Below are 20,318 nucleotides of genomic sequence, written 5' to 3'. Positions count from 1 at the left end.
CATAAAGGGGCATGCATAAATGGCAGTAAATTCACATATCACAATTGGCGGGCTTACATTTGAATGGGATTTAGAGAAAGGGAAATTTTTGTTTGAACAACAAGATGCAGTCCTTTTTTGGATTTCTTCTGCCATGAAAACTTTTTTTGACACGATCGAAGAAATTTCCGGAGAAGAAGCCTCCAACCTTGTATTTGAAACAACAGGTTTCCGCCAGGGGTTGGTTGTAGGACAATACTTTGAAAAAATAAAAGATGTAGACGCTGCGCAGGCAGCGGAGCTTATTACGAATACTTATGCCTCCGCAGGCTGGGGCCGCACAACGATCAAGAATTTGGATTTTGGAGCAAAAACACTTACCGCTCATATAAAAGACAGCTGGGAGTTTAAAATCAACCAGGCACAGGGCAAAAAGCAGGGTGGAAATTATCTTCCCGCTCATTATGCGGGTATTTTCAGCGGGCTGTTTGGACAAAACATGTGGTACAAAGTCGTACAGGATCAGCTTGCTGGACATGAGTACAGCATCATTGAATATTTCCCGTCAGATGTGACAATTTCAAATAACATTCATCAATTAGCGCGTAAGAAAGAAGCGGAAGAAATCCTGCGGCTGGAAACAATTGTAGAGGAAAAAACAAAAGAGCTGAAAGAATTAGTCAGACAGCTTTCCTCGCCCATTATTCCTGTACTCGAAGGAATTGTCGTCGTTCCGCTGATTGGAAAATACGATGAAGACCGCTCGGAAGAACTTGTCGTGAAAACGCTGAATAATCTTCCGGCGCACAAAGCCAATTATCTAGTGCTTGATTTAACGGGTCTCGACAGGGATATTAGCGGTCATACCGTCAGCTTAATTGAAAAAATTGGTTCCGCTGCTTCCTTAATTGGAACGGAAACCATTCTTGTCGGTATTTCTCCAGAGCTTAGTTTGATTATTTCACAATCAAATATTAACCTGTCTAAATTCGACTGCTTTCAAACGCTGCAGCATGGTATCTATTTTGCTTTGGGTCAGCATGGAAGAACGATTGTTTAAAAAATCAAGCGGTGCTTTTGCAAAAGCGCCGCTTTTTGTTTTGCTCAAAAAAGGAAAGAGGCATAAAAGAACCGGAACAGGGCACAATTTTGATAATGAGTTTTTTGGGGAGGAAGACACGATGAATGCACAGGAAAACACATTATCTATCTTTGCTTTAGGCGGCGTAAATGAAATCGGAAAGAATATGTATGCCGTGCAGTATGCGGATGATATTGTTCTGATTGACTGCGGCTCAAAGTTCCCGGACGAAAGTTTATTAGGCATTGATTTAATTATTCCAGATATTACGTACCTGCGTGAAAATGAAGAAAAAATCAGGGCGCTCGTTGTCACACACGGACATGAGGATCACATTGGAGGCATTCCTTATTTTCTTAAACAGCTTAACGTGCCTATTTACGCAACGCGGCTGACAATCGGCTTGATCGAAATTAAGCTGAGAGAGCATGGATTGCTCGGCGATACAAAGCTGACACCGATACATTCCGATTCGGTCATTGAGCTTGGAACGATCCGTCTTACGTTTTTTAAAACAAATCACAGCATCCCGGACTGTTTAGGAGCCGCGTTTCATACACCGGAAGGAACGGTTGTACATACGGGTGACTTTAAATTTGATTTAACACCGGTTAACGATCAATATCCGGATATTCACAAAATGGCCGGGCTTGGTGAGAATGGGGTGCTTGCCCTTCTTTCAGAAAGTACCAACGCGGAGCGGCCTGGATTTACCCCGTCTGAAAAACACGTCGGACGGCATATCGAAGAAGCGTTCAGCAAAGCGCAGGGCAAAGTGTTTATCGCCACATTTGCTTCGAATGTTCACCGCGTTCAACAGGTCGTTGATGCAGCAAGAAAAACAAATCGAAAGCTTGCCCTATTAGGACGGAGTATGGTGAATGTAGTATCGGTGGCGATCGAGCTTGGCTATTTGGATATCCCGGATGAGATGCTGATTGATGCGGAGGAAATCAGTGACCAGGATCCAGAGAGCGTTGCGATTCTTTGTACGGGAAGCCAGGGAGAACCAATGGCCGCCTTGTCCCGCTTATCAAACTCAAAATATCGGCAGGTGGAAATTTATCCTGGTGATACCGTCATCCTGTCTTCATCGCCTATTCCAGGAAATGAACGAAATGTAGCACGTATTATCGATAATTTATTTCGTCTTGGCGCCCATGTCATTTATGGATCAGGGGCTGCTACCGGTATGCACGTGTCCGGTCATGGCTGTCAGGAGGAGCTGAAGCTTATGCTTACCTTGATGAAGCCGAAATACTTTATTCCGATCCATGGAGAATTTAGAATGCTGCAGCAGCACCGGCTGCTGGCAGAGTCTGTTGGCGTTCAGCCGGAGAACATTTTCGTTGTAGGAAATGGGGATGTAGTCGACATCCGTCAATCTGAAGCCCGGCAGACACGAAAAATCCCGGCTGGAAATATATTTGTGGACGGACTCGGAATTGGAGATGTGGGCGATATTGTGCTTCGTGATCGCAAACAGCTTTCCGAAGATGGGATGCTTGTGATTGTCATTACTTTAAGTAAATCAGAAAACAAAATCGTTTCCGGACCTGATACGATTTCACGAGGGTTTGTCTATGCCCGCCAGTCAGAAGAGCTGTTGAATGATGTTAATCAAATTGCCGCTTCTACGATTCAGAAATTACAGGAAGCGCATGTAACTCAATGGAAAGTGATGAAGCAGCATTTGAAAGAATCCGTTGGGAAATTTTTATACGCCCAAACGAAAAGGCGCCCAATGATTGTTCCTATTATCATTGAAGTGTAAGAAAATCAAAAACCATCCCCGTCAGAGAGTACGGGGATGGTTTTTTTACAAGGCTTTACTGAATGTAACGGCGTGCGCCTGCGTATTCCTGTTTGTAAGCCGCGGTATTCATCGAAATAATCTCTACCCGCTTACCGGCTTTTGGTGCATGAATCATCTGGCCATTGCCAGCATACATAGCTACATGATGGACACGGCCTTTGCCTTTATTGTAAGCGAAAAATAAAAGGTCACCCGGCTGTAGGGCAGATTTTGCGACTGCTTTGCCTGCTTTTGCCTGTTCAGAAGCATCACGCGGGATACTAATGCCGTGATAGCGGTAAACAGAGGAAGTAAAGCCTGAACAGTCAAAGCCGTAAGCCGACATGCCCGACCATAAATAAGGAAGACCGAGAAACTGTTTTCCGGTTGCTAAAAGCGCAGAGCCGGTTGGTTTTGGAATGTTCGGTATCGCAGCAAGCACACGGATATCACTTTTTTTGATCCATTTGGCTCCGTTTGATGGTGTCATGACCTGTACCCAATTCGTTTCTGATTTAATAATGGGCAGTTCCGTATTAAAGCTGATTTCCATAAACGATTTTTTCTTGTCATGAAAAAGGTACGCTGTCTTGGATTTTACCCAGGCTGTCCCACAGTTTTCATAAGAAGCAGGCTGCGTGGTGATCTGCGATTTAGGCAGCCAGCCTGGATAGCCTTTTTTGTTTTTGGACGTAATTTGATCCTTGACAGCCACTTGTGCCCAGCTGCCGCTGGTTTTTAAAATGACGACTTCCTGCCCATAAAGTGCCTGTGTTTCTGCTCTTCCAGTCAGCCAAATACGGTCTTTTACAGTTGCCATTTTGGATGTCCAGGCTTTTATATTCACAGGGTTTGAGAGAGATGGCTGATCGATTTTCCGTTTTGCACTCGTGTCTTTCCACAGAGTGGCGACAGACACATTAATATATGTTTTATTAGCGGCTTTTTTAGGAGAACAAGCAGCAGTGGATTCAGCGGCTTTTGCAGCGGGAGACAGGAGTGATAAAGCCATTACGCAAAGCATGATCGCTATCATCACCTTTTTAAAGGTCATATCTTAAAGCTCCTCTATTCATATGGTATTTGTTGTCATGACTATACCATGATTTAAGAGTATTGTTAATAGAATTTTTGTGTCCATATGCCTACGGCAGAGCATTTAAGATGTATTTATAGTATATGTGTGGCGCATAAAGAGGTTGAATGGAAATTGACTGATAGGCGCCTGCATCATGTATAATAGAGGAAATTGAAAAGGAGGCGTTTGTATGGGAAGACAATTACCAGTAGCAGAACAGGTGCTTCTTGCTTATTATGTACAATATTATTTGGAAAACAAACCGGATGTAATGTATGAACTTCATGAACGGATCAGTGAAAATATGAAGCCGGCAGTTTATGAGATTGCCATGAATGACTTGTTTGACCAGGGGCTTATTAATGGGCTCCAAAAAATCCGCCATTATAATGAAACAGACGGACATGTGATCAAACCGATGATTACAAATGAAGGCATTTTATATATTAATAACATCCTTAATATTCAATCGTATGCAAGTGACGACAACAAGCTTCAGTATGTGCAAAACAGCTTATCAACAAGCGGTCTGGAGCTTTCGGTTCCAGTGATTGCCGACTATATTCAAGAAGCAGCTGCAAAAAAATAAACCTTCTTCTAAAAGAGAGTGGAAAACGTCGGTACGTCGGGAAAGCAAGCGTATGCCGACAGCTTGATACCTCTTTTAAAGAGGTTTTTTTATATGGATGTTCAAGAGGAAAGAAAAGAGGATTAAAACGTGAAAAGAAGGGTGACACTGATTCTATGTGCAACTGCAGCTTTGTTTCTGTCAGCTTGCAGCTTAGAAGAAGTGAGCGATGTTTTAGAAGTAACAGAAGATGTGTTAACAGCAATCGAAAAAGAAAACCAGCAAACAGAAAAAGGCTCGAATAAAGCAGAGGAGCCAGTCGATGAAGCGGGAAGCATCTTAAAAACAAAAGGAGTGATAGAACCTATTCCGGCGAAGCTTGTGCGCCCGGTTGACGGTGACACCGCTGTTTTTGCTTTTGATGCGGATAATGATGGAAAAGCAGAAGAATTTAGTGCTCGCTTCCTGCTTATTGATACACCTGAAACCCGCCATCCACAGCTGGGCAGGCAGCCGCTCGGTGAAGAAGCAAAGGAACGAACAGCAGAACTGCTTCAAGGTGGAGATATTACAATTGAATTTGATATTGGCCAGCGCCTGGACAAGTATAGCCGCATATTGGTGTATGTGTATGTGAACGGGAAAAGTGTGCAGGAAACTCTTTTAGAGGAAGGTTTTGCGCGGGTTGCTTATGTATATCCGCCTAATACGCGCTACTTGAACGAGTTTGAAACAAAAGAGGGAATTGCCAAGAAGAAGAAAAAAGGTATTTGGTCAATGGAAGGGTATGTAACCGACCGGGGGTTCAACTCAAAATAAGGGGGAAGCAGAATGATTCACTTATGGGAAGATGAGGTTCCTTTTAAACTTGATGGGGAAGAAACACCCTATATGACATTTTACCCTGCTGGTTCTGAAACAGCACCAGCTATGCTGATTTTTCCGGGAGGAGGCTATGCGAGACGGGCTTTTCATGAAGGAGAACCTGTCGCGAAATGGCTGAACCGTCTTGGCACTCATGCATTTGTTGTCCAGTATCGCACAGCGCCTTACCGGCATCCGGTTCCGCTTTTGGATGCTTCCCGTGCCATTCGTCTTGTCCGGCATCATGCGCCGTCGTGGAAGGTAGATTCAGAACGGGTCGGAGTACTCGGTTTTTCAGCAGGAGGCCATCTTGCATCAACGCTTGCAACCAAATACGACCAGGGAATGAAGGGTGCTGCTGATCCGGTGGAACAACAGCCATCTCGTCCGGATTTGCTTGTTTTGGGGTACCCGGTCATTACCTTTGGGGAGCATCGGCATGACGGCTCAATGGAAAACCTGCTTGGAGCTGGTTCGTCTGGGGAGCAGCGGCTGTTTTTGTCCAATGAGCGGCATGTAACGAAAGAAACGCCCCCTTCTTTTTTATGGCATACAGCAGATGATGAGCCGGTTCCAGTTGAAAATAGCTTACTGTTTGCGGCTGCTCTGAGCCGTGCTTCTGTTCCGTTTGACCTGCACATTTTTGAGAGCGGCCGGCATGGGCTTGGACTTGCCACTGATCATAAAGAAGCGTCTAAATGGACGTCTGTATGTGAGAATTGGCTTCGCAAACAGGGGTTTTAGGAAGCTCCTGGCCTACAAAAAAGATAAAAACCAAACCGCATGACGCTGCTCATCGGCAGCCGCCCGGGCAAACACTTTCTTCACGTAAGGAAGATGAGAGGAATCGGCTGTTTCCTGATAAAACTCGGATGTCTCCTGCTCATCCTGAAAAGCCTGCAGAATGCCCTGTTTGAACGTTTTCGGGGAGGATTCAGTAAGGACAGGAGAAGGAGCGTTGCCGGTTAATGCATGATAAAGAGCGGAAAATGTTTCAAAGTGTCTGAGTTCATCAGCGCGAATGGCTAAGAGCCGCGATTTTTGGGAAGGTGTAGAAGCCATGTCCGCCAGTTTCTCATAAACATGAATGGATGTATATTCTCCATTGATCGCTTTCATCAGTTTCTCGGTCAACATCACAAGCACATCCTTTTTGGCATCATAATGCTATATCGTATGCAGAGGCATGTTTTCTTGTTAAAATGAACGGGTAAACGCAGAAAAATGTCGAACAAAGGAGGAGAAGGTAATGAAAGCGATGCTATTGCAGGAAACAGGCGGACCGAACGCAGTAAAGCGTACAGAAATGGAAAAACCGGCTGCGGGCAGCTGGGAAATTATTGTGAAGCTAAAAAACGCGTCCCTAAATCGGCGCGATGTTTTCATTACATATGGAATGTATCCCGGTATGAAGCTGCCAGCTGTTCTTGGAGCAGATGGAGCGGGAATTGTAGAGTCGGTGGGAGACGGGGTAGAAAGTTTGCGGGCAGGGGATGAGGTTGTGATTAATCCAGGTCTTCAATGGGGAGAAGACATTCGGTTCAACCATCCGGACTTTCATATTCTTGGCATGCCTACAGACGGAACTTATGCCGAATACGTAAAGATTTCATGTGAGAATGTATATAAAAAGCCGTCTTATTTGACATGGCCGGAAGCAGCGGCACTTCCTCTTTCTGCTCTTACGGCTTACCGGGCACTGATAACCCGTGGTGAACTAAAAAAAGGGGATACTGTGTTTATTCCAGGTATTGGCGGCGGTGTGGCTCTGTTTGCTTTGCAAATTGCTGTTGCAAAAGGAGCACATGTATTTGTTTCATCAAGCAGTGATGAAAAATTAGAGCGGGCCAGGCAAATGGGTGCAGCCGGCGGCATCAATTACCGGGCCGATAAATGGGCTAAAAAGCTAAAAAGCGAAATGGGCGGTGCTGATCTTATTATTGATGGAGTCGGTGGAGAAACCTTTAACCGTTTAATTGACCTTGCCAAGCCGGGAGGACGAATTGTAAGCTTTGGCGCGACAACAGGACCGGTACCTGAGCTAGTGCTGCCACGCGCATTCTTCAAGCATCTGGATATACGCGGGACAACCATGGGCAGTCCGCAAGAATTTGCAGACATGCTGACGCTATTTGAACAAGAAAAAATCCGTCCGGTTATTGACAGGCATTTCCCGCTTGAAGAGGCGGCGGAGGCTCTTCAGTACATGGAACATGGTGACTCATTCGGAAAAATTGTACTCGATATTTAATGTAGTACCCCCGGTACACTCGGAAGCAAAAGTGGGCAGCTCCTTAAGAAGGACTGTCTATTTTTTCGTTAAAAATATACAGAACCGGCTTATGCGTATGATCGAGGACAAATGCGTCCGGCTTTACACGGCGCAGTTGTTTGTACATGGAGAAATCACCGGCTGCTCCCCCAATCAAAGAAGCACCTACAATAATCAAAAGCACGCTGTTTAGCCAGATGCCTGCTGCGAACGGAAGCAGCCCGGTTATCCAGAAGGGCAGCAGCAGCGCTCTTCTCATCGCATGGACGGGAAGTATTTTTTTTGTCCCGGCATAAGCAATACCAAGCTCCCGGTTAACTCCATATAGCAAATCTTCTTTTTTGCATTTTCCCCAAACGATAAATCCGATCAAATGGCATATTTCATGAAGAATAATGAGCAGGATGTATAAAACTCCCCATAGCAATACATCAAGCAGAGAAAAGGAAAAGCGGCTTTCTCCGTAAAAAAGAATAGTGAAAAAACCGCCTGCTAAAATCAATAAGAGAGTAAGCACGATCGACCAAATATGAATACTCTTCATGTTGAGTTGAATCGTATAGTCAGGTTTGCGCGGAAGATTCATAACCGGCCTCCTATGATCGTTTGCTGTCTGTTATGCTACGTGCTCACGCAGCTCACGTTCTTTTAGCTTCTTCGTATACCAGCTGTGCAAAATCATACCAATAATAATCAGTGCCAGGCCAACCGATGCTGACAAACCAGGAAGCGCAGCACCGAAAAGCAGCACTTCACCGATTAATGTAAAAAGCACCTGGGCAGATTGAGTGGCTTCAACGGAAGCAAGCCGGCCAGGATTGTTTCGTGAACGGTCAGTTGCAATAAAAAACAGTGTAGTGGCAATGACTCCGGATGACAAGCCGACAATAAATGTTTGTGTCAGCTGGCTTGATGAAGGAGCTCCGTCCATTCCCCACCCCAACGCGCTAAGCAGGAGCCAAAATGGAAGACTTGCCAGAATCATCCCGAGAATGCGTGAAAACGTATCAATCCGTCCACCGCACAGCTCCATCATTTTCCGGTTGCCAAGCGGGTAGGCAAAAGCGGCAATTAAAACGGGCAGGACGCCGGTAAGAAAGCCAGACAGGGTTAAGCCATCGGACTTTTCCAGCTGCAGCATAGCAATCCCGACTAAAATCACACAGGAGATTGCCAGCGCACCGAGAGGAATTTTATGACGAACCATTTGTCCATTTTTTCTTTCTCCAAAAAGCGGTGTTAATAAAACACCAGCTACAATCGTCAGCTGCCATGTACCGCCAATTAGCCAGCCGGGACCTGACGCGGCTGCGTACGTAATCGGTGCATAAAAAAGTACAAAGCCGAAAAAACTCCATACGATCCAGGCGGCGGGGTGCTGCTTCATTTCAGAAAGCAGCTGCCGTAATGTACCGCGCATGGCAACAATTACAACAAAGAAAGGCAGCATAAATAAAAAGCGAAGAGATGCACTCCACATCCAGCTGCCGCCGGACAGCTCCATCGAACGGTTTAACACGAAGGTAACCGCGAAAAAAACAGAAGCTAAAAGACCAATTGCTATTTCTTTCATCGTATCGCCTCATTTTGAAGCCTTCCGGTTTTTAGCAGATTGCAAGAACACGGAATTCCAGGCTTTGTCTATATGTATGTTAAAATCATAACATATTGACAGAATAAAGGGGGAATTTCATGAAAGCGATCCTGCATAAAGGCGCGCCAGGACTTTTAGGCGTTTGGGCCGGACAGGTCGAAAAGCCGGCAACCGGTCCGGGGGAAGTGCGAGTGCGGTTAAAAGCAGCTGGATTAAATCATCGCGACCTTTTTGTGCTGCACCGCCATAAGGAAACAGAGCCGCCGCTCGTGATCGGATCAGACGGCGCTGGCATTGTTGAGGAAGTCGGTGCTGGTGTAACAACGATCCAAAAGGGAGACGAAGTAATCATCAATCCGGGTCTGGGATGGCCAGATAAAAGCGATGCTCCGCCGGAGGGCTTTGAAATTGTTGGTCTTCCTTTTCATGGAACATTTGCTGAGTTTATTACGGTGCCGGCAGAAAATGCGATGCCAAAGCCGGCTCACTTATCGTGGGAGGAAGCCGGTGTTCTGTCGCTTGCTGCCCTGACCGCTTACCGGGCTCTTTTTACAAGAGGAAAAGTAAAGCCGGGCATGACTGTTTTGATTCCCGGGATTGGAAGCGGAGTAGCCACTTTCTTGCTGCAGTTTGCCAAAGCAGCCGGTGCTACAGTGTATGTAACATCCCGGTCAGAGGAAAAGCGCCAAAGAGCACTGGAACTCGGTGCGGATAAAGCAATTGATTCAGCTGCTGATTGGCGCGAAGCACTTGACGGAGAAAAAGTCGATCTCGTCATCGAGTCTGTCGGAGCAGCCACATTTAACCGGTCACTTGAGCAGTTAAAAACAGGCGGCACCATTGTGACATTTGGCGCCTCTGCCGGCGATGAAGTAATGATCAATTTGCGTACATTTTTCTACGGGCAGTTTAATATGTACGGCTCCACGCTTGGGAGCAGAGAAGAAATGAGAGAAATGCTTGCGTTTATTGAGACTCATAATCTGCGTCCGGTAATGGACCGGACCTACACGTTAGACCAATTTGAAGACGCATTCATCCGAATGGAAAGAGCCGAACAAATAGGTAAAATTGCATTTACTATTGAATGAGATGCTTTAGTGTGATAAAACTAGTATCAAGATCAAATTAAATAGAAATCACCGCTGGGGGTGCCCTTAACTGGGCTGAGAGAGGCGATCTGCCTTAACCCTTATAACTTGAACCGGTTCGTACCGGCGTAAGGAAGAGGTGTTTTGACGCTTTATTTCTACTTGTCATAACAGCCGTTTCTTCCATGCGAAGAAGCGGCTTTTTTACGTTCAAGAAAGGAAGAGTGCCTTGAAAGAAACGATCGAAGAAATACATACACAAATTGACGGACGAAAAGAAGAGCTAATTGAACTGTTGAAGACGTTAATTTCATTCCGTACACCAGCACCGCCAGCACGTAATACGGAAGAAGCCCAGCAGTTTATCGCCCGGTTTTTGGGCGAAAAGGGCTTTGAAATTGACAAATGGGATGTATATCCGAATGACCCCAATGTGGTGGGGACGTTAAAGGGCACAAACAGCGAAGGTCATAAAAGTCTTATTATTAACGGTCATGTGGACGTGGCAGAAGTAACGCCCGATGAGAAATGGGAAACAGACCCATTCACACCGACCGTGAAGGAAAATGCAATTGTCGGACGTGGAGCCGCAGATATGAAGGGAGGGCTGGCTGGAGCTCTGTTTGCGATTCAGCTTTTTCATGAAGCGGGAATCAAGCTCCCGGGTGATGTAATCTTTGAATCGGTTATCGGTGAAGAAGTCGGCGAGGCAGGCACGTTGGAGTGCTGCAGACGCGGCTATCGTGCTGATTTCGCTCTTGTAGCCGATACGAGTGAACTGCACATTCAAGGGCAGGGCGGTGTCATTACCGGCTGGATTACGTTAAAAAGTGAGCAGACCTTCCATGATGCTACGCGCCGGCAGATGATTCATGCAGGGGGCCGGCTGATGGGTGCCAGTGCGATCGAAAAAATGACAAAGATTATTCATGGTCTGCAGGAGCTTGAGCGGCACTGGGCGGTAATGAAGAGCTACCCGGGCTTTCCGCCGGGAACAACAACCATTAATCCTGCGGTGATCGAGGGCGGACGCCATGCGGCTTTTATTGCGGATGAATGCCGTCTATGGATCACGGTTCATTTTTATCCGGATGAAACATACGAAAGTGTGGCAAAGGAAGTGGAAGAATTTATTAGAAATATTGCTAAAGGAGATTTATGGATGCAAAAGAACCCGCCGCAGTTTGAATGGGGCGGTACGTCTATGATTGAAGACCGGGGCGAAATCTTTCCTTCATTTGAGGTGGATCCTCATTGTACGGCTGTACATACATTGATGAACGCCCATCAAGCTGTACTGGGGGAAAAACCTGTCTTAGATGTGTCTCCTTCTGTGACGGACGGCGGCTGGCTTGCAGATGCCGGCATTCCAACAGCTATTTACGGACCAGGCGCTCTTCGTCATGCACATGCGGTGAACGAGCAGCTCGACATTGATGAACTTGTTCACTATACAAAAGTGATGGCAGCTTTTATTTACAATTGGACGCATCAAAAGAAAGGAGAATACTAAGATGAAATTTAGTGATCATTTGCGGGAGAAATGCCTGCCGATCTGGCAGCAAAACCACCAGCATCCATTTGTGCAGGGAATGGGAGATGGAACGCTTCATCCCGACCGGTTTCGTTTTTACATGGTGCAGGATTACTTGTACTTGATTCAATATGCGAAAGTGTTTGCGATTGGAGCAGTAAAAGCGGATGATGTGGCGACGATGGGCCGGTTTGCTGCGCTTTTAGACGGAACGTTAAACGAAGAAATGGCTCTGCACCGGCAGTATGCGGCACGCTTTGGTATTACAGAAGAAGAGCTTAAAGCAGCAAAGCCGTCGCCGGTTACACTTGCTTATACGCATTACATGCTGCACGCGGCTCAAAATGGAACGCTGGCGGATGTAATGGCGGCCGTGCTTCCATGTGCCTGGAGCTACTGGGAAATTGGCAAGGAATTAAGTAAACGGCCGGGCGCTGCGGACCATAAGCTGTATGGCGAGTGGATTCGGATGTATGCCTCAGAAGAATTTGGCCAGCTTGCCCAGTGGTGCATTGATTTAATGGACGAGCAGGCGGAAGGAAAGTCAGAGCGGGAGCGTGCGCGGCTTGAAGACATTTTCTTAAACACAACCCGGTTTGAATACATGTTTTGGGACATGGCATACAACGGAGAAATGTGGCCTGGCGATGCGTAAGCCGGTTCTCCAGTTTCAGGATGTGTCGTTTTCGTACGGCGGCAAAAAACTAATCCTTGATCAGTTGAATATGACGGTGTACGACCGTGAATTTGTCACGATTATTGGAGCGAGCGGTTCCGGAAAAAGCACCCTGTTTCGGCTGATTACCGGACTGGAACAGGAGGAGGCGGGTGCTGTTTGGTTAAATGGAGAGCAGTTCGAAAGCCGGCATGGCCGTACCGGCTACATGCCGCAGCAGGACTTGTTAATGCCGTGGCGGACAGTGCTTGAAAATGCGTCTGTTCCGCTTGAGCTGGCCGGCATATCTAAAAGAGAAGCAGCCAAACGCATTATACCGCTGCTGGATGAGTTTGGACTTGAAGGATCAGCGGACAAATACCCGTCTGAACTTTCCGGCGGCATGCGCCAGCGTGTATCCTTTTTACGCTCTGTTTTGACCGGTTCCAATATTCTGCTTCTTGATGAACCGTTCAGTGCATTGGATGCCATTACACGTTTGTCCATGCAGGAATGGCTGTTGGATCAATGGGAAAAGCGGGAAAAGACGATCCTGTTTATTACTCACGACGTGAACGAAGCGCTATTTTTGTCAGACCGTATTTTCATTTTTCAGGATACACCGGTCCGTACACTCCAGGAGGTAGCCGTTCCACTTGATCGTCCGAGGTCGCAGCGGGACTTGAATGATTCGGCCGTCTTAAAACTGAAAAATGATTTGATTGACCAGCTGCGGAGCGGAGTGAAAAAGCCATGATGAAGAAGTATGGGCCTGCCCTGCTGATTGTGCTTCTCCTATTCGGCTTATGGGAGCTGGCCGCCCGCCTGGTGAATCTTCCGTTTATTTTTCCATCTCCGTCTGGTGTAGCGGTTCGTTTTTGGGAGCTCCGGGAAACACTTTTTCTAGAGCATCTGCCGTCTACACTGTCGATCATTTTAATCGGGCTTGCCATCTCGATTGTGCTTGGCGTGGCGCTGGCGGTCTGGATGGCAGCAAGTGAAACGGCAGAACGGGCTTTTTATCCGATTGTGATTTCATCGCAAATGATTCCAACCATTGCGCTGGCGCCTATTTTTATTTTGTTTTTCGGCTATGGGATTTGGAGCAAGGTTGTCGTAACGGTGCTTATTACATTTTTTCCGATCACGGTCAATACATTTGACGGGTTAAAATCGAGCAGTAAAGAACTGCGTGAATTGATGCTCACAATGGGCGGAACAAAAAAGGATATTTTCTTTAAAGTGCAGGTGCCTTCTGCAAAGCCGCACTTTTATTCAGGATTAAAGGTCGCTGTCACATTAAGCGTCATTGGTGCAGCAATTGGGGAATGGCTCGGAGCACAGGCCGGGCTTGGTTATTTCAGCCGCCGCATGATGACCCAGTTTGATGGAGCGGCTGTTTTTGCACCTGTTGTGCTGCTCTCGATTGTAGGCATTGTGTTATTTGTAATGGTTAAACTGCTTGAAAAGCGGTCAATGAAATGGAGGAAAAACGAATGAAAAAATGGATAGCGGGGGCACTCGCTGCGGCTATGCTCGCAGGATGCGGAGCCAATGAAGAAAAACCAACGGAAACAGCAGAAGAGGGCGGCAAAAAGGAGATGCAGGATGTCAGCATTATGCTGGACTGGTATCCAAATGCCGTACACAGCTTTTTATATGTAGCGAAGGAAAAGGGCTACTTTGAAGATGAAGGCATTAACCTGGACATTCAATTCCCGGCAAATGTGACAGACCCGATTGGAATGGCCGCGTCTGATCAAGTAACAATGGCCATTACGTATCAGCCGGACGTGATTGTGGCACGTACTGAGCAAAATGTTGGCGTGAAATCAGTCGGCGCCATTGTACGAGAGCCGCTGAACCGGGTTGTGTCGCTTGCAGAAAGCAATATTAAATCGCCGAAAGATTTAGAAGGAAAAACAGTTGGCTACACAGGAATTCCATTGAATGAATCGATTGTAAAAACGATGGTGGAGAAAGACGGCGGCGATCCGTCGAAAGTAGAATTGGTAGATGTCGGCTTTGAATTAAACGCATCTCTTATCAGCAAAAAAGCGGATGCAGTTGTAGGGGCTTATATTAATCATGAAGTTCCGCTTCTGGAATTTGAAGGATACAAAACCGCTCATTTTGATTTGACTGAATATGGTGTACCGCCTTTTTATGAATTAATTGCGGTCACAAGCGACAAAACATGGAAAGAAAATCCGGAACTGATCGAGGCATTCTGGCGTGCAGCCGACAAAGGATTTGAAGATGTAAAAAAGGATCCGGACGGCGCATTGGATATTTTAATGGCGAACCAGGAGCAGGAAAACTTCCCGCTTGAAGAAAAAGTGGAAAAAGAAAGCCTGGATATTTTGCTGCCGCTTATGGAATCAGAACAGGGCTTTGGCTATCAGGAAGAAGAAACATGGCAAAAAACAGCCGATTGGATGGAGCAGGCAGGATTGGTTAAAGGAAAACCGGCTGTAGACGAAATGTTTGTTAATATGCCGAAATAAGAAAAGAAGAGCTGTCCGGAAAAACGGGCAGCTCAGACTGTAGACAAATTGTATGGATGACTGTGCACATGAATGGAATGGATCGGCGGCGTCCAGGCAGCTCCGCTTTCCATGGGGCAGGCGCTGAGCCCGACTTCGCCTGACGGCTTCTCCGGTCTCAGCTGCCCGCTAGTCCCATACGAGTCTGCGCTGCCCTCCCGCCGCCAAGTGGCTTGCAACAAGAGTGTAGAGAGCTTATAAGGTCATATCTTTCTGTTAAAAAAGAAGAAAGTTTTGTTTAGTCCTTGCTTATTGATCTTTAACACTTTAGTGAAGCCTGCCGGACGAAGACTTCTGTGAGAAGTACAGTGAGTCGGGAGACCCCGCAGGCGCAGCCGAGGGAGCTCCCGCACTGCCCGCGGAAAGCGTAGTCCGGCCGGCTTCACTTATCGGCTCTTTTTTTAAAGCGAAAGAATTTGTCTACACACTAAGCTGTCCGGAAAACCGGGCAGCTTTTTCTATTCTTTTTTTGCATATTTGGGCAGTGGAGGGGAATGAAAAAAGAGACGAAGAAACAGTCGAGAAAAGGAGTGAAGAAGGTGGATACATATGAATGGACGAAGCGGCCCATTGGGGTAAATGGGATCAACCTTTACACCGAAATGGCGGGGCCGGAGAATGGAGAGCTTGTTTTATTGCTGCATGGATTCCCGGAATGCTCTTATGGCTGGAAGAAGCAGGCTGATGCTTTAGTGGAACAAGGCTATCGGGTGGTCGTACCCAATATGCGGGGCTACTCAAAAAGCAGCAAGCCGGAGCCGCTTGAGGCTTATACACTCGATGTAATTGCGAAAGATATCATAAGCCTTATTCAATCTTTCGGCTTTGAAAAAGCTCTTGTGGTGGGTCATGACTGGGGAGGCATTGTCGGCTGGTTTTTAGCTTCTGTTCATCCTGATTTTGTCCAAAAGCTGGTCATTTTGAACGTTCCGCATCCAGCTGTTTTTGCCAAAACCGCTCCGTTTTATCCCCTTCAATGGCTCAAAAGCGCTTATATTTTCTTTTTTCAGCTTCCGTTTTTGCCGGAATGGCTGCTCAAGCGAAATGAGTACAGCCTGCTCGAAAAGCTGATGAAAGCAACTGCCCAGCCAGGAACCTTTGATGAGAAGGATATGCGGGTGTACAAAGAAGCATGGGCGAAAAAAGGATCGGTCACCGCTATGCTCAATTGGTACAGAGCGATGCGGCAGCAGGCACTTTTCGAAATTCCCACTCCTGGTCCGGCTGTACCCGTGCGTATGCTATGGGGCCGAAGAGACGCCGCGTTGTCTCTTATACTGGCCAAAAAAAGTGTCGAGCAATGTGGAAATGGACAGCTTGTACTAATAGATGAAGCAACTCATTGGCTTCATCATGAATATCCTGAAATTGTAAGTGCATGGATCAGCCGATTTTTAAAAGAAGAAGCATCCCAATCATGAACAATATGAACAAAAAAAATAAAATGGCAATAACCTGTTTTTGAATAAGCCTCTATGGTACGCTTGTTTTATCCCCTGATGTGAACAGAAGTGTCTCACATCCCCAGGGAAAACGGAGCGCCGCGCTCCGTTTTCTTTTTTTGACTATATGGAGGCGTTTTCACCATGATTGTGTTTGCTAGTGTGTTCCTTCAAATAATTTTACCTATGTTTTTACTGATTGCTGCCGGCGCTTTCCTGCATCGGAAGTATACGCTGCATATGCCGACTTTGTCAGGGCTGACCATTAACTTTTTTCTGCCAATGGTTTGCTTTGTCAATATATATGAAACTGAATTATCAGGCAAAACAGCTGGTATTGTATTCGTTTATTTACTTTTGTTTAATGGACTTTTAATTATCGCAGCCCTTTTTATTTCTAAACTGGCTGGTTTTGACCGAAAGCTGTCCTCGAGCTACCAGAACAGCGGGGTTTTAAGCAACTCGGGCAATTACGGCTTGCCGGTAAGCGGCCTTGTTTTTGCCGCGAATCCGCTGGGCCTGTCGGTGCAGATTATTATCTCGATTTTTCAAAATCTCCTAACATATACGTGGGGGTTTTACAATTCCGTTTCTGCGTCTGCTGACAGTGACAAAGTGTTGAAAAAAGTATTAAAACTGCCGGTGCTTCATGCTCTTATAGTGGCAGTGATCCTTAAAGCGGCTGGTGTTGGAATTCCTTCTTTTTTATGGACGCCAATCGAAAATGCATCAAATGCATTTTTAGCAGTGGCGCTGATTACATTGGGCGCCCAGTGTGCATATATGAAGATTACGTCCTTTTCAAAGCCGCTCGTACTGGCTGTTGTAACCCGGCTTTTTCTTTCTCCCGCGATTGGCCTGCTGGTCATTATCATGCTTAATGTGCATGGCACGCTGGCACAGGCAATGTTTATTGCCAGCTCGTTTCCAACCTCACGGAACAGTGCATTATTGGCATTAGAATATGATAATTATCCAGAATTCGCTTCACAGGCGGTCATCGTTACCACAATATTAAGCAGTGTAACGGTCGCCGTTGTTATTTATCTTGCCCAAATATGGTTCCCTGCGTAAGCGCTGTTTTTTCAAACCGCGCTCTTTTTTGTTGTGGTAAAATAAAAGGGACGAGGGAGGGGTAGGGATGATTGAAAACTGGATGGCTGAAGTGCAAAAAACGCGCCGGGCACTTCGCTGTACGATGCTTGAAACGGTGCTGAATGAGTTTGACTCGCGGATTACCGGTCTGAGTCAGGAAAAACGAAAACAAAAATACCGTCAAATGGCGGAAAATCCATTCCGTTTTTTTCGGGGAAGCGCTTATTTATTTTACTATGATATAGCGAAAATTCCATTTTCTTTTCATACACCGGAAAATAAACCAACGTGGATTCAAGGTGATATGCATGTGGAAAACTTCGGAGCGTTTCAAAACAGCGAAGGGGACCTTGTTTATGACGTGAATGATTTTGATGAAGGCTATATGGGTTCGTATGTATATGATTTGCTTCGAATGACAGTCAGCATTGCCCTTTACTGTGAACAATACGGATTTAATGACTCTGAAGAAAGAATGCGTACGTTTCTGCAAGCTTATTATAAGCAGCTGAAAAAGTTTGTAAAAGGAAAAGAAGATCCTGTGACGCTTTTTTTCACGGAAGAAAACACAAAAGGACCGATCCGGAAAGTGCTGAAAAAGCTTGAGAAGCGTGACTCTTCCAGACTGCTTGACCGCTGGACGGTAAAAGAGGAAAGCAAGCGGATATTTGCGCTTTCCGAGGAACTTTCGTCTGTTACACAAAAAGAGCAGGAAAAAATAGAGGCAGCCTGGCAGGACTACGTGCAAAGCCTCGATGAAGAAGACCGCAAGCGTAGCGAATTTTATGAAATCAAACACATTGTTCGTAAAAAAGGGTCCGGAACAGCTTCGATTGGCCTCGACCGCTTTTACATTTTAATAGAAGGAAAAGAAGAATGCGAACAAGAGCTTGATGATATTATTTTAGAAATGAAGGAAGTACGGGCGCCGGTTCCCGCTTACTTTATGCCGTATGATGAAGAATTCTGGCTGAGATATGGCCATCAGGGGGAACGGGTGGTGACGACCCAAAAAGCGATGCATCACCATGACGATCCGTTTTTAGGTTTTGTCACGATTGACAACCGCCACTTTTACGTGCGGGAACGTTCGCCATACAAAAAAAGAATCAAGCCGGAAGATATCGAGAATAACCAGGAGTTTGATAAAGTACTTGAAGTGTTCGGCGGCATTGCGGCAAAAATTCATGCTCGTGCAGACCGTGACATTGAACATTTATTGCTTGACTACCACAGTGAGGAAGAAATTTTAAAAGCCATTGGGGATGAATATGACGCATTTGAAACACAGCTTATTTTTATGTCTATGGCGTACAAGGAGCGTGTAAAAAGCGATTACGTCCTGTTTTGCGGCTGGCTTAATACGAAGTTCACATAAAAAAACTGCCAGTTCAGGCAGTTTTTTTTTACGAAACAAGTTTTAAGCCAATGACTGAACCAATAATCATGGAGATAAACAGAATCCGTCGGGTATCCCGGGACTCTTTATAAACAATCATGCCGACCAGCGCGCTGCCGACGGTTCCGATACCTGTCCAGACACTGTATGCTGTTCCCATTGGAAGGGAGCTCATCGCAAGGGTGAGAAGAAGAAAGCTTAAGCCAAAGCCGCCGAACATAATGAGAAAAGAACGGACTGTTTTTCGCTCGCTGACCATGGTCATTCCGGCAACGCCAACTATTTCTAAAAAACCGGCTGAAATTAACAATATCCAGCTCATGAAGTACTCACGTCTCTTTCAACCGTAACCGTTTTTAATCCGATTATCCCAACGAGAAGTACGGCAATCAGGCCAATTTTTATCCAACTGAAGGGCTCGTCAAAAAGTGTCATTTCAAGCAGAACGGTACCAGCAGAACCAAGGCCGACAAAAGCGGCGTAAACCGTCGTGGCCGGCAGCTGGCTTGAGCAATACAGCAGAAGAAGGAAACTAATCATAATCGCTGCTACGGTCAGTATCCATTCAAACAGCGAATCGGCATGCTTTAATCCCGACGCCCATCCAACTTCAAAAAATCCCGCTACGAGAACGAGAAACCATTTTACATTCATCTTTTTTTCTGTCCTTTCATAAAAGCCTGTTCATACACACGCCATGCTGTATCGAGCCGCTTCTGCGAGCGTTCCCGCGTTCCATAGCACAGCTCAACCAACAAACTGTCTAAAATAATCGTATACATAATGGCCGCGTCTTCTGTATGAACAGAATCAGACGGCAGCACCATTTTTACTTTTTCTTCGAGCGACTGAAGATATTCATCATACTTTTTTAAAATACGCTTCTTTAAAAAATCAGGCGGAAAAAAAGAACTGGTCAGCAAAAAACGAAACAGCGCATCTTCTTCATAAAGGAAAAGATACGACTCGAGAAGCTTGTATAAATCGTCGGCTGCTTCCACTCGTTTTGTTTCTGCGTCAAAAGCATCTTGAATGATGCACTCAAACAGATGGTCCTTGCTTTTAAAATGAGCATAAAGGGACGGCTTTTTAATGCCGACTTTTTCACTGATCTGTGCCAATGACGTTCCCGCATATCCATGCTCGGCGAAAAGAGCCGCTGCGGCTTTTTTTATGGTTTCTTTCATATCTTTCCCTTCCTACCGGTCGTTAGTTAAAAGAATAACACAGATATTTAAAAAAAGCAAAAAAGCCCGCCTGTATAAGGCGGGTGCAGACTATAAAAAAATGATTCATGACCGTCATATGAATGGGATAGATCGGCG

22 protein-coding genes and 1 riboswitch are annotated in these 20,318 nt (G+C 45.9%); of the genes, 15 read left to right on the top strand and 7 right to left on the bottom strand.

What is annotated here, in order from left to right; translation table 11 throughout:
* Positions 1-19 precede the first annotated feature (19 nt).
* On the top strand, positions 20-1,039 hold the full coding sequence (locus VP97_RS11025) for an STAS domain-containing protein (RefSeq protein WP_050181897.1): 1,020 nt from the start codon (positions 20-22) through the stop codon (positions 1,037-1,039).
* Between the two features lie 121 nt (positions 1,040-1,160).
* The gene (locus VP97_RS11020) at positions 1,161-2,834 is read left to right on the top strand and encodes a ribonuclease J (protein ID WP_050181980.1); all 1,674 of its coding nucleotides are present in this window, start codon (positions 1,161-1,163) and stop codon (positions 2,832-2,834) included.
* A gap of 55 nt (positions 2,835-2,889) precedes the next feature.
* Here VP97_RS11020 and VP97_RS11015 read toward each other — a convergent pair whose 3' ends face one another.
* Positions 2,890-3,909 (bottom strand): C40 family peptidase, encoded by a 1,020-nt coding sequence (locus tag VP97_RS11015; protein ID WP_050181896.1) that lies wholly within the window; start codon positions 3,907-3,909, stop codon positions 2,890-2,892.
* 214 nt (positions 3,910-4,123) lie between these two features.
* Between VP97_RS11015 and VP97_RS11010 the strand changes: the two genes are divergently transcribed.
* From VP97_RS11010 to VP97_RS11000, 3 genes are all read left to right on the top strand, one after another.
* Complete coding sequence (locus tag VP97_RS11010; RefSeq protein WP_050181895.1) at positions 4,124-4,522, top strand: hypothetical protein; 399 nt, start codon at positions 4,124-4,126, stop codon at positions 4,520-4,522.
* 129 nt (positions 4,523-4,651) lie between these two features.
* A complete protein-coding gene (locus VP97_RS11005; RefSeq protein ID WP_050181891.1) occupies positions 4,652-5,320 on the top strand; it encodes a thermonuclease family protein in 669 nt (222 codons plus the stop codon).
* Positions 5,321-5,332: 12 nt separating this feature from the next.
* The gene (locus VP97_RS11000) at positions 5,333-6,109 is read left to right on the top strand and encodes an alpha/beta hydrolase (protein ID WP_050181889.1); all 777 of its coding nucleotides are present in this window, start codon (positions 5,333-5,335) and stop codon (positions 6,107-6,109) included.
* Between the two features lie 12 nt (positions 6,110-6,121).
* Here VP97_RS11000 and VP97_RS10995 read toward each other — a convergent pair whose 3' ends face one another.
* Positions 6,122-6,502, bottom strand: coding sequence for a ferritin-like domain-containing protein (locus tag VP97_RS10995; protein WP_050181888.1), 381 nt, complete (start codon positions 6,500-6,502; stop codon positions 6,122-6,124).
* A 112-nt stretch (positions 6,503-6,614) separates the two neighbouring features.
* Here VP97_RS10995 and VP97_RS10990 point away from each other — a divergent pair, with 112 nt between their 5' ends.
* Positions 6,615-7,616, top strand: coding sequence for a quinone oxidoreductase family protein (locus tag VP97_RS10990; RefSeq protein ID WP_050181887.1), 1,002 nt, complete (start codon positions 6,615-6,617; stop codon positions 7,614-7,616).
* Between the two features lie 43 nt (positions 7,617-7,659).
* Here the strand turns inward: VP97_RS10990 and VP97_RS10985 are convergent, their stop codons facing one another.
* Positions 7,660-8,223: a DUF3267 domain-containing protein gene (locus VP97_RS10985; protein ID WP_050181886.1), complete on the bottom strand. Its 564-nt coding sequence runs from the start codon at positions 8,221-8,223 to the stop codon at positions 7,660-7,662.
* Positions 8,224-8,253: 30 nt separating this feature from the next.
* Complete coding sequence (locus VP97_RS10980) at positions 8,254-9,210, bottom strand: DMT family transporter (protein ID WP_050181885.1); 957 nt, start codon at positions 9,208-9,210, stop codon at positions 8,254-8,256.
* Between the two features lie 119 nt (positions 9,211-9,329).
* Here VP97_RS10980 and VP97_RS10975 point away from each other — a divergent pair, with 119 nt between their 5' ends.
* The 9 genes from VP97_RS10975 to VP97_RS10935 all read left to right on the top strand — a co-directional run bounded on the left by VP97_RS10975 (position 9,330) and on the right by VP97_RS10935 (position 18,972).
* Positions 9,330-10,322: a zinc-binding dehydrogenase gene (locus VP97_RS10975; protein WP_050181884.1), complete on the top strand. Its 993-nt coding sequence runs from the start codon at positions 9,330-9,332 to the stop codon at positions 10,320-10,322.
* A gap of 46 nt (positions 10,323-10,368) precedes the next feature.
* A riboswitch (TPP riboswitch) is annotated at positions 10,369-10,474 on the top strand.
* Positions 10,475-10,551: 77 nt separating this feature from the next.
* Entirely contained in the window at positions 10,552-11,835 is a 1,284-nt protein-coding gene (locus VP97_RS10970; protein ID WP_050181883.1) for an acetylornithine deacetylase, read from the top strand.
* Position 11,836: 1 nt separating this feature from the next.
* Positions 11,837-12,511, top strand: a complete 675-nt coding sequence (gene tenA, locus VP97_RS10965) for a thiaminase II (RefSeq protein ID WP_050181882.1) — start codon at positions 11,837-11,839, stop codon at positions 12,509-12,511.
* Positions 12,504-13,268, top strand: a complete 765-nt coding sequence (locus VP97_RS10960) for an ABC transporter ATP-binding protein (protein WP_050181879.1) — start codon at positions 12,504-12,506, stop codon at positions 13,266-13,268. The genes tenA and VP97_RS10960 overlap by 8 nt, the downstream gene beginning before the upstream one ends.
* Positions 13,268-14,011: an ABC transporter permease gene (locus VP97_RS10955; RefSeq protein WP_050181979.1), complete on the top strand. Its 744-nt coding sequence runs from the start codon at positions 13,268-13,270 to the stop codon at positions 14,009-14,011. Before VP97_RS10960 ends, VP97_RS10955 begins: the two co-directional genes overlap by 1 nt.
* Positions 14,008-15,018 (top strand): ABC transporter substrate-binding protein, encoded by a 1,011-nt coding sequence (locus VP97_RS10950; protein WP_050181877.1) that lies wholly within the window; start codon positions 14,008-14,010, stop codon positions 15,016-15,018. The genes VP97_RS10955 and VP97_RS10950 overlap by 4 nt, the downstream gene beginning before the upstream one ends.
* 578 nt (positions 15,019-15,596) lie before the next feature.
* Complete coding sequence (locus VP97_RS10945; protein WP_050181978.1) at positions 15,597-16,478, top strand: alpha/beta fold hydrolase; 882 nt, start codon at positions 15,597-15,599, stop codon at positions 16,476-16,478.
* A gap of 165 nt (positions 16,479-16,643) precedes the next feature.
* Positions 16,644-17,573, top strand: coding sequence for an AEC family transporter (locus VP97_RS10940; protein WP_050181875.1), 930 nt, complete (start codon positions 16,644-16,646; stop codon positions 17,571-17,573).
* 67 nt (positions 17,574-17,640) lie between these two features.
* Positions 17,641-18,972: a DUF2252 domain-containing protein gene (locus VP97_RS10935; protein WP_050181873.1), complete on the top strand. Its 1,332-nt coding sequence runs from the start codon at positions 17,641-17,643 to the stop codon at positions 18,970-18,972.
* A 28-nt stretch (positions 18,973-19,000) separates the two neighbouring features.
* On the opposite strand, the gene VP97_RS10930 is transcribed toward VP97_RS10935, so the two are convergent.
* The 3 genes from VP97_RS10930 to VP97_RS10920 are packed head-to-tail and all read right to left on the bottom strand — an operon-like array spanning position 19,001 to position 20,180.
* The gene (locus tag VP97_RS10930) at positions 19,001-19,315 is read right to left on the bottom strand and encodes a DMT family transporter (protein ID WP_050181870.1); all 315 of its coding nucleotides are present in this window, start codon (positions 19,313-19,315) and stop codon (positions 19,001-19,003) included.
* A complete protein-coding gene (locus tag VP97_RS10925; protein WP_050181868.1) occupies positions 19,312-19,647 on the bottom strand; it encodes a DMT family transporter in 336 nt (111 codons plus the stop codon). The genes VP97_RS10930 and VP97_RS10925 overlap by 4 nt, the downstream gene beginning before the upstream one ends.
* A complete protein-coding gene (locus VP97_RS10920; protein WP_050181866.1) occupies positions 19,644-20,180 on the bottom strand; it encodes a TetR/AcrR family transcriptional regulator in 537 nt (178 codons plus the stop codon). The genes VP97_RS10925 and VP97_RS10920 overlap by 4 nt, the downstream gene beginning before the upstream one ends.
* Positions 20,181-20,318: the final 138 nt, after the last annotated feature.

It is taken from the genome of Domibacillus robiginosus (assembly GCF_000966195.1).
In the GTDB taxonomy this organism is placed as follows: Bacteria; Bacillota; Bacilli; order Bacillales; family Domibacillaceae; genus Domibacillus; species Domibacillus robiginosus.
Note: the sequence above shows the minus strand (reverse complement) of the source record. Positions and strands in the feature narration are given on the sequence as shown.

Excerpts from the sequence above, each read along its gene's own strand:
- VP97_RS11025 (WP_050181897.1), top strand. The coding sequence starts at position 20 with ATGGCAGTAAATTCACATATCACAATTGGCGGGCTTACATTTGAATGG.
- VP97_RS11020 (WP_050181980.1), top strand. The coding sequence starts at position 1,161 with ATGAATGCACAGGAAAACACATTATCTATCTTTGCTTTAGGCGGCGTA.
- VP97_RS11015 (WP_050181896.1), bottom strand. The coding sequence starts at position 3,909 with ATGACCTTTAAAAAGGTGATGATAGCGATCATGCTTTGCGTAATGGCT.
- VP97_RS11010 (WP_050181895.1), top strand. The coding sequence starts at position 4,124 with ATGGGAAGACAATTACCAGTAGCAGAACAGGTGCTTCTTGCTTATTAT.
- VP97_RS11000 (WP_050181889.1), top strand. The coding sequence starts at position 5,333 with ATGATTCACTTATGGGAAGATGAGGTTCCTTTTAAACTTGATGGGGAA.
- VP97_RS10995 (WP_050181888.1), bottom strand. The coding sequence starts at position 6,502 with ATGTTGACCGAGAAACTGATGAAAGCGATCAATGGAGAATATACATCC.
- VP97_RS10990 (WP_050181887.1), top strand. The coding sequence starts at position 6,615 with ATGAAAGCGATGCTATTGCAGGAAACAGGCGGACCGAACGCAGTAAAG.
- VP97_RS10985 (WP_050181886.1), bottom strand. The coding sequence starts at position 8,223 with ATGAATCTTCCGCGCAAACCTGACTATACGATTCAACTCAACATGAAG.
- VP97_RS10980 (WP_050181885.1), bottom strand. The coding sequence starts at position 9,210 with ATGAAAGAAATAGCAATTGGTCTTTTAGCTTCTGTTTTTTTCGCGGTT.
- VP97_RS10975 (WP_050181884.1), top strand. The coding sequence starts at position 9,330 with ATGAAAGCGATCCTGCATAAAGGCGCGCCAGGACTTTTAGGCGTTTGG.
- tenA (WP_050181882.1), top strand. The coding sequence starts at position 11,837 with ATGAAATTTAGTGATCATTTGCGGGAGAAATGCCTGCCGATCTGGCAG.
- VP97_RS10960 (WP_050181879.1), top strand. The coding sequence starts at position 12,504 with ATGCGTAAGCCGGTTCTCCAGTTTCAGGATGTGTCGTTTTCGTACGGC.
- VP97_RS10955 (WP_050181979.1), top strand. The coding sequence starts at position 13,268 with ATGAAGAAGTATGGGCCTGCCCTGCTGATTGTGCTTCTCCTATTCGGC.
- VP97_RS10950 (WP_050181877.1), top strand. The coding sequence starts at position 14,008 with ATGAAAAAATGGATAGCGGGGGCACTCGCTGCGGCTATGCTCGCAGGA.
- VP97_RS10940 (WP_050181875.1), top strand. The coding sequence starts at position 16,644 with ATGATTGTGTTTGCTAGTGTGTTCCTTCAAATAATTTTACCTATGTTT.
- VP97_RS10935 (WP_050181873.1), top strand. The coding sequence starts at position 17,641 with ATGATTGAAAACTGGATGGCTGAAGTGCAAAAAACGCGCCGGGCACTT.
- VP97_RS10930 (WP_050181870.1), bottom strand. The coding sequence starts at position 19,315 with ATGAGCTGGATATTGTTAATTTCAGCCGGTTTTTTAGAAATAGTTGGC.
- VP97_RS10925 (WP_050181868.1), bottom strand. The coding sequence starts at position 19,647 with ATGAATGTAAAATGGTTTCTCGTTCTCGTAGCGGGATTTTTTGAAGTT.
- VP97_RS10920 (WP_050181866.1), bottom strand. The coding sequence starts at position 20,180 with ATGAAAGAAACCATAAAAAAAGCCGCAGCGGCTCTTTTCGCCGAGCAT.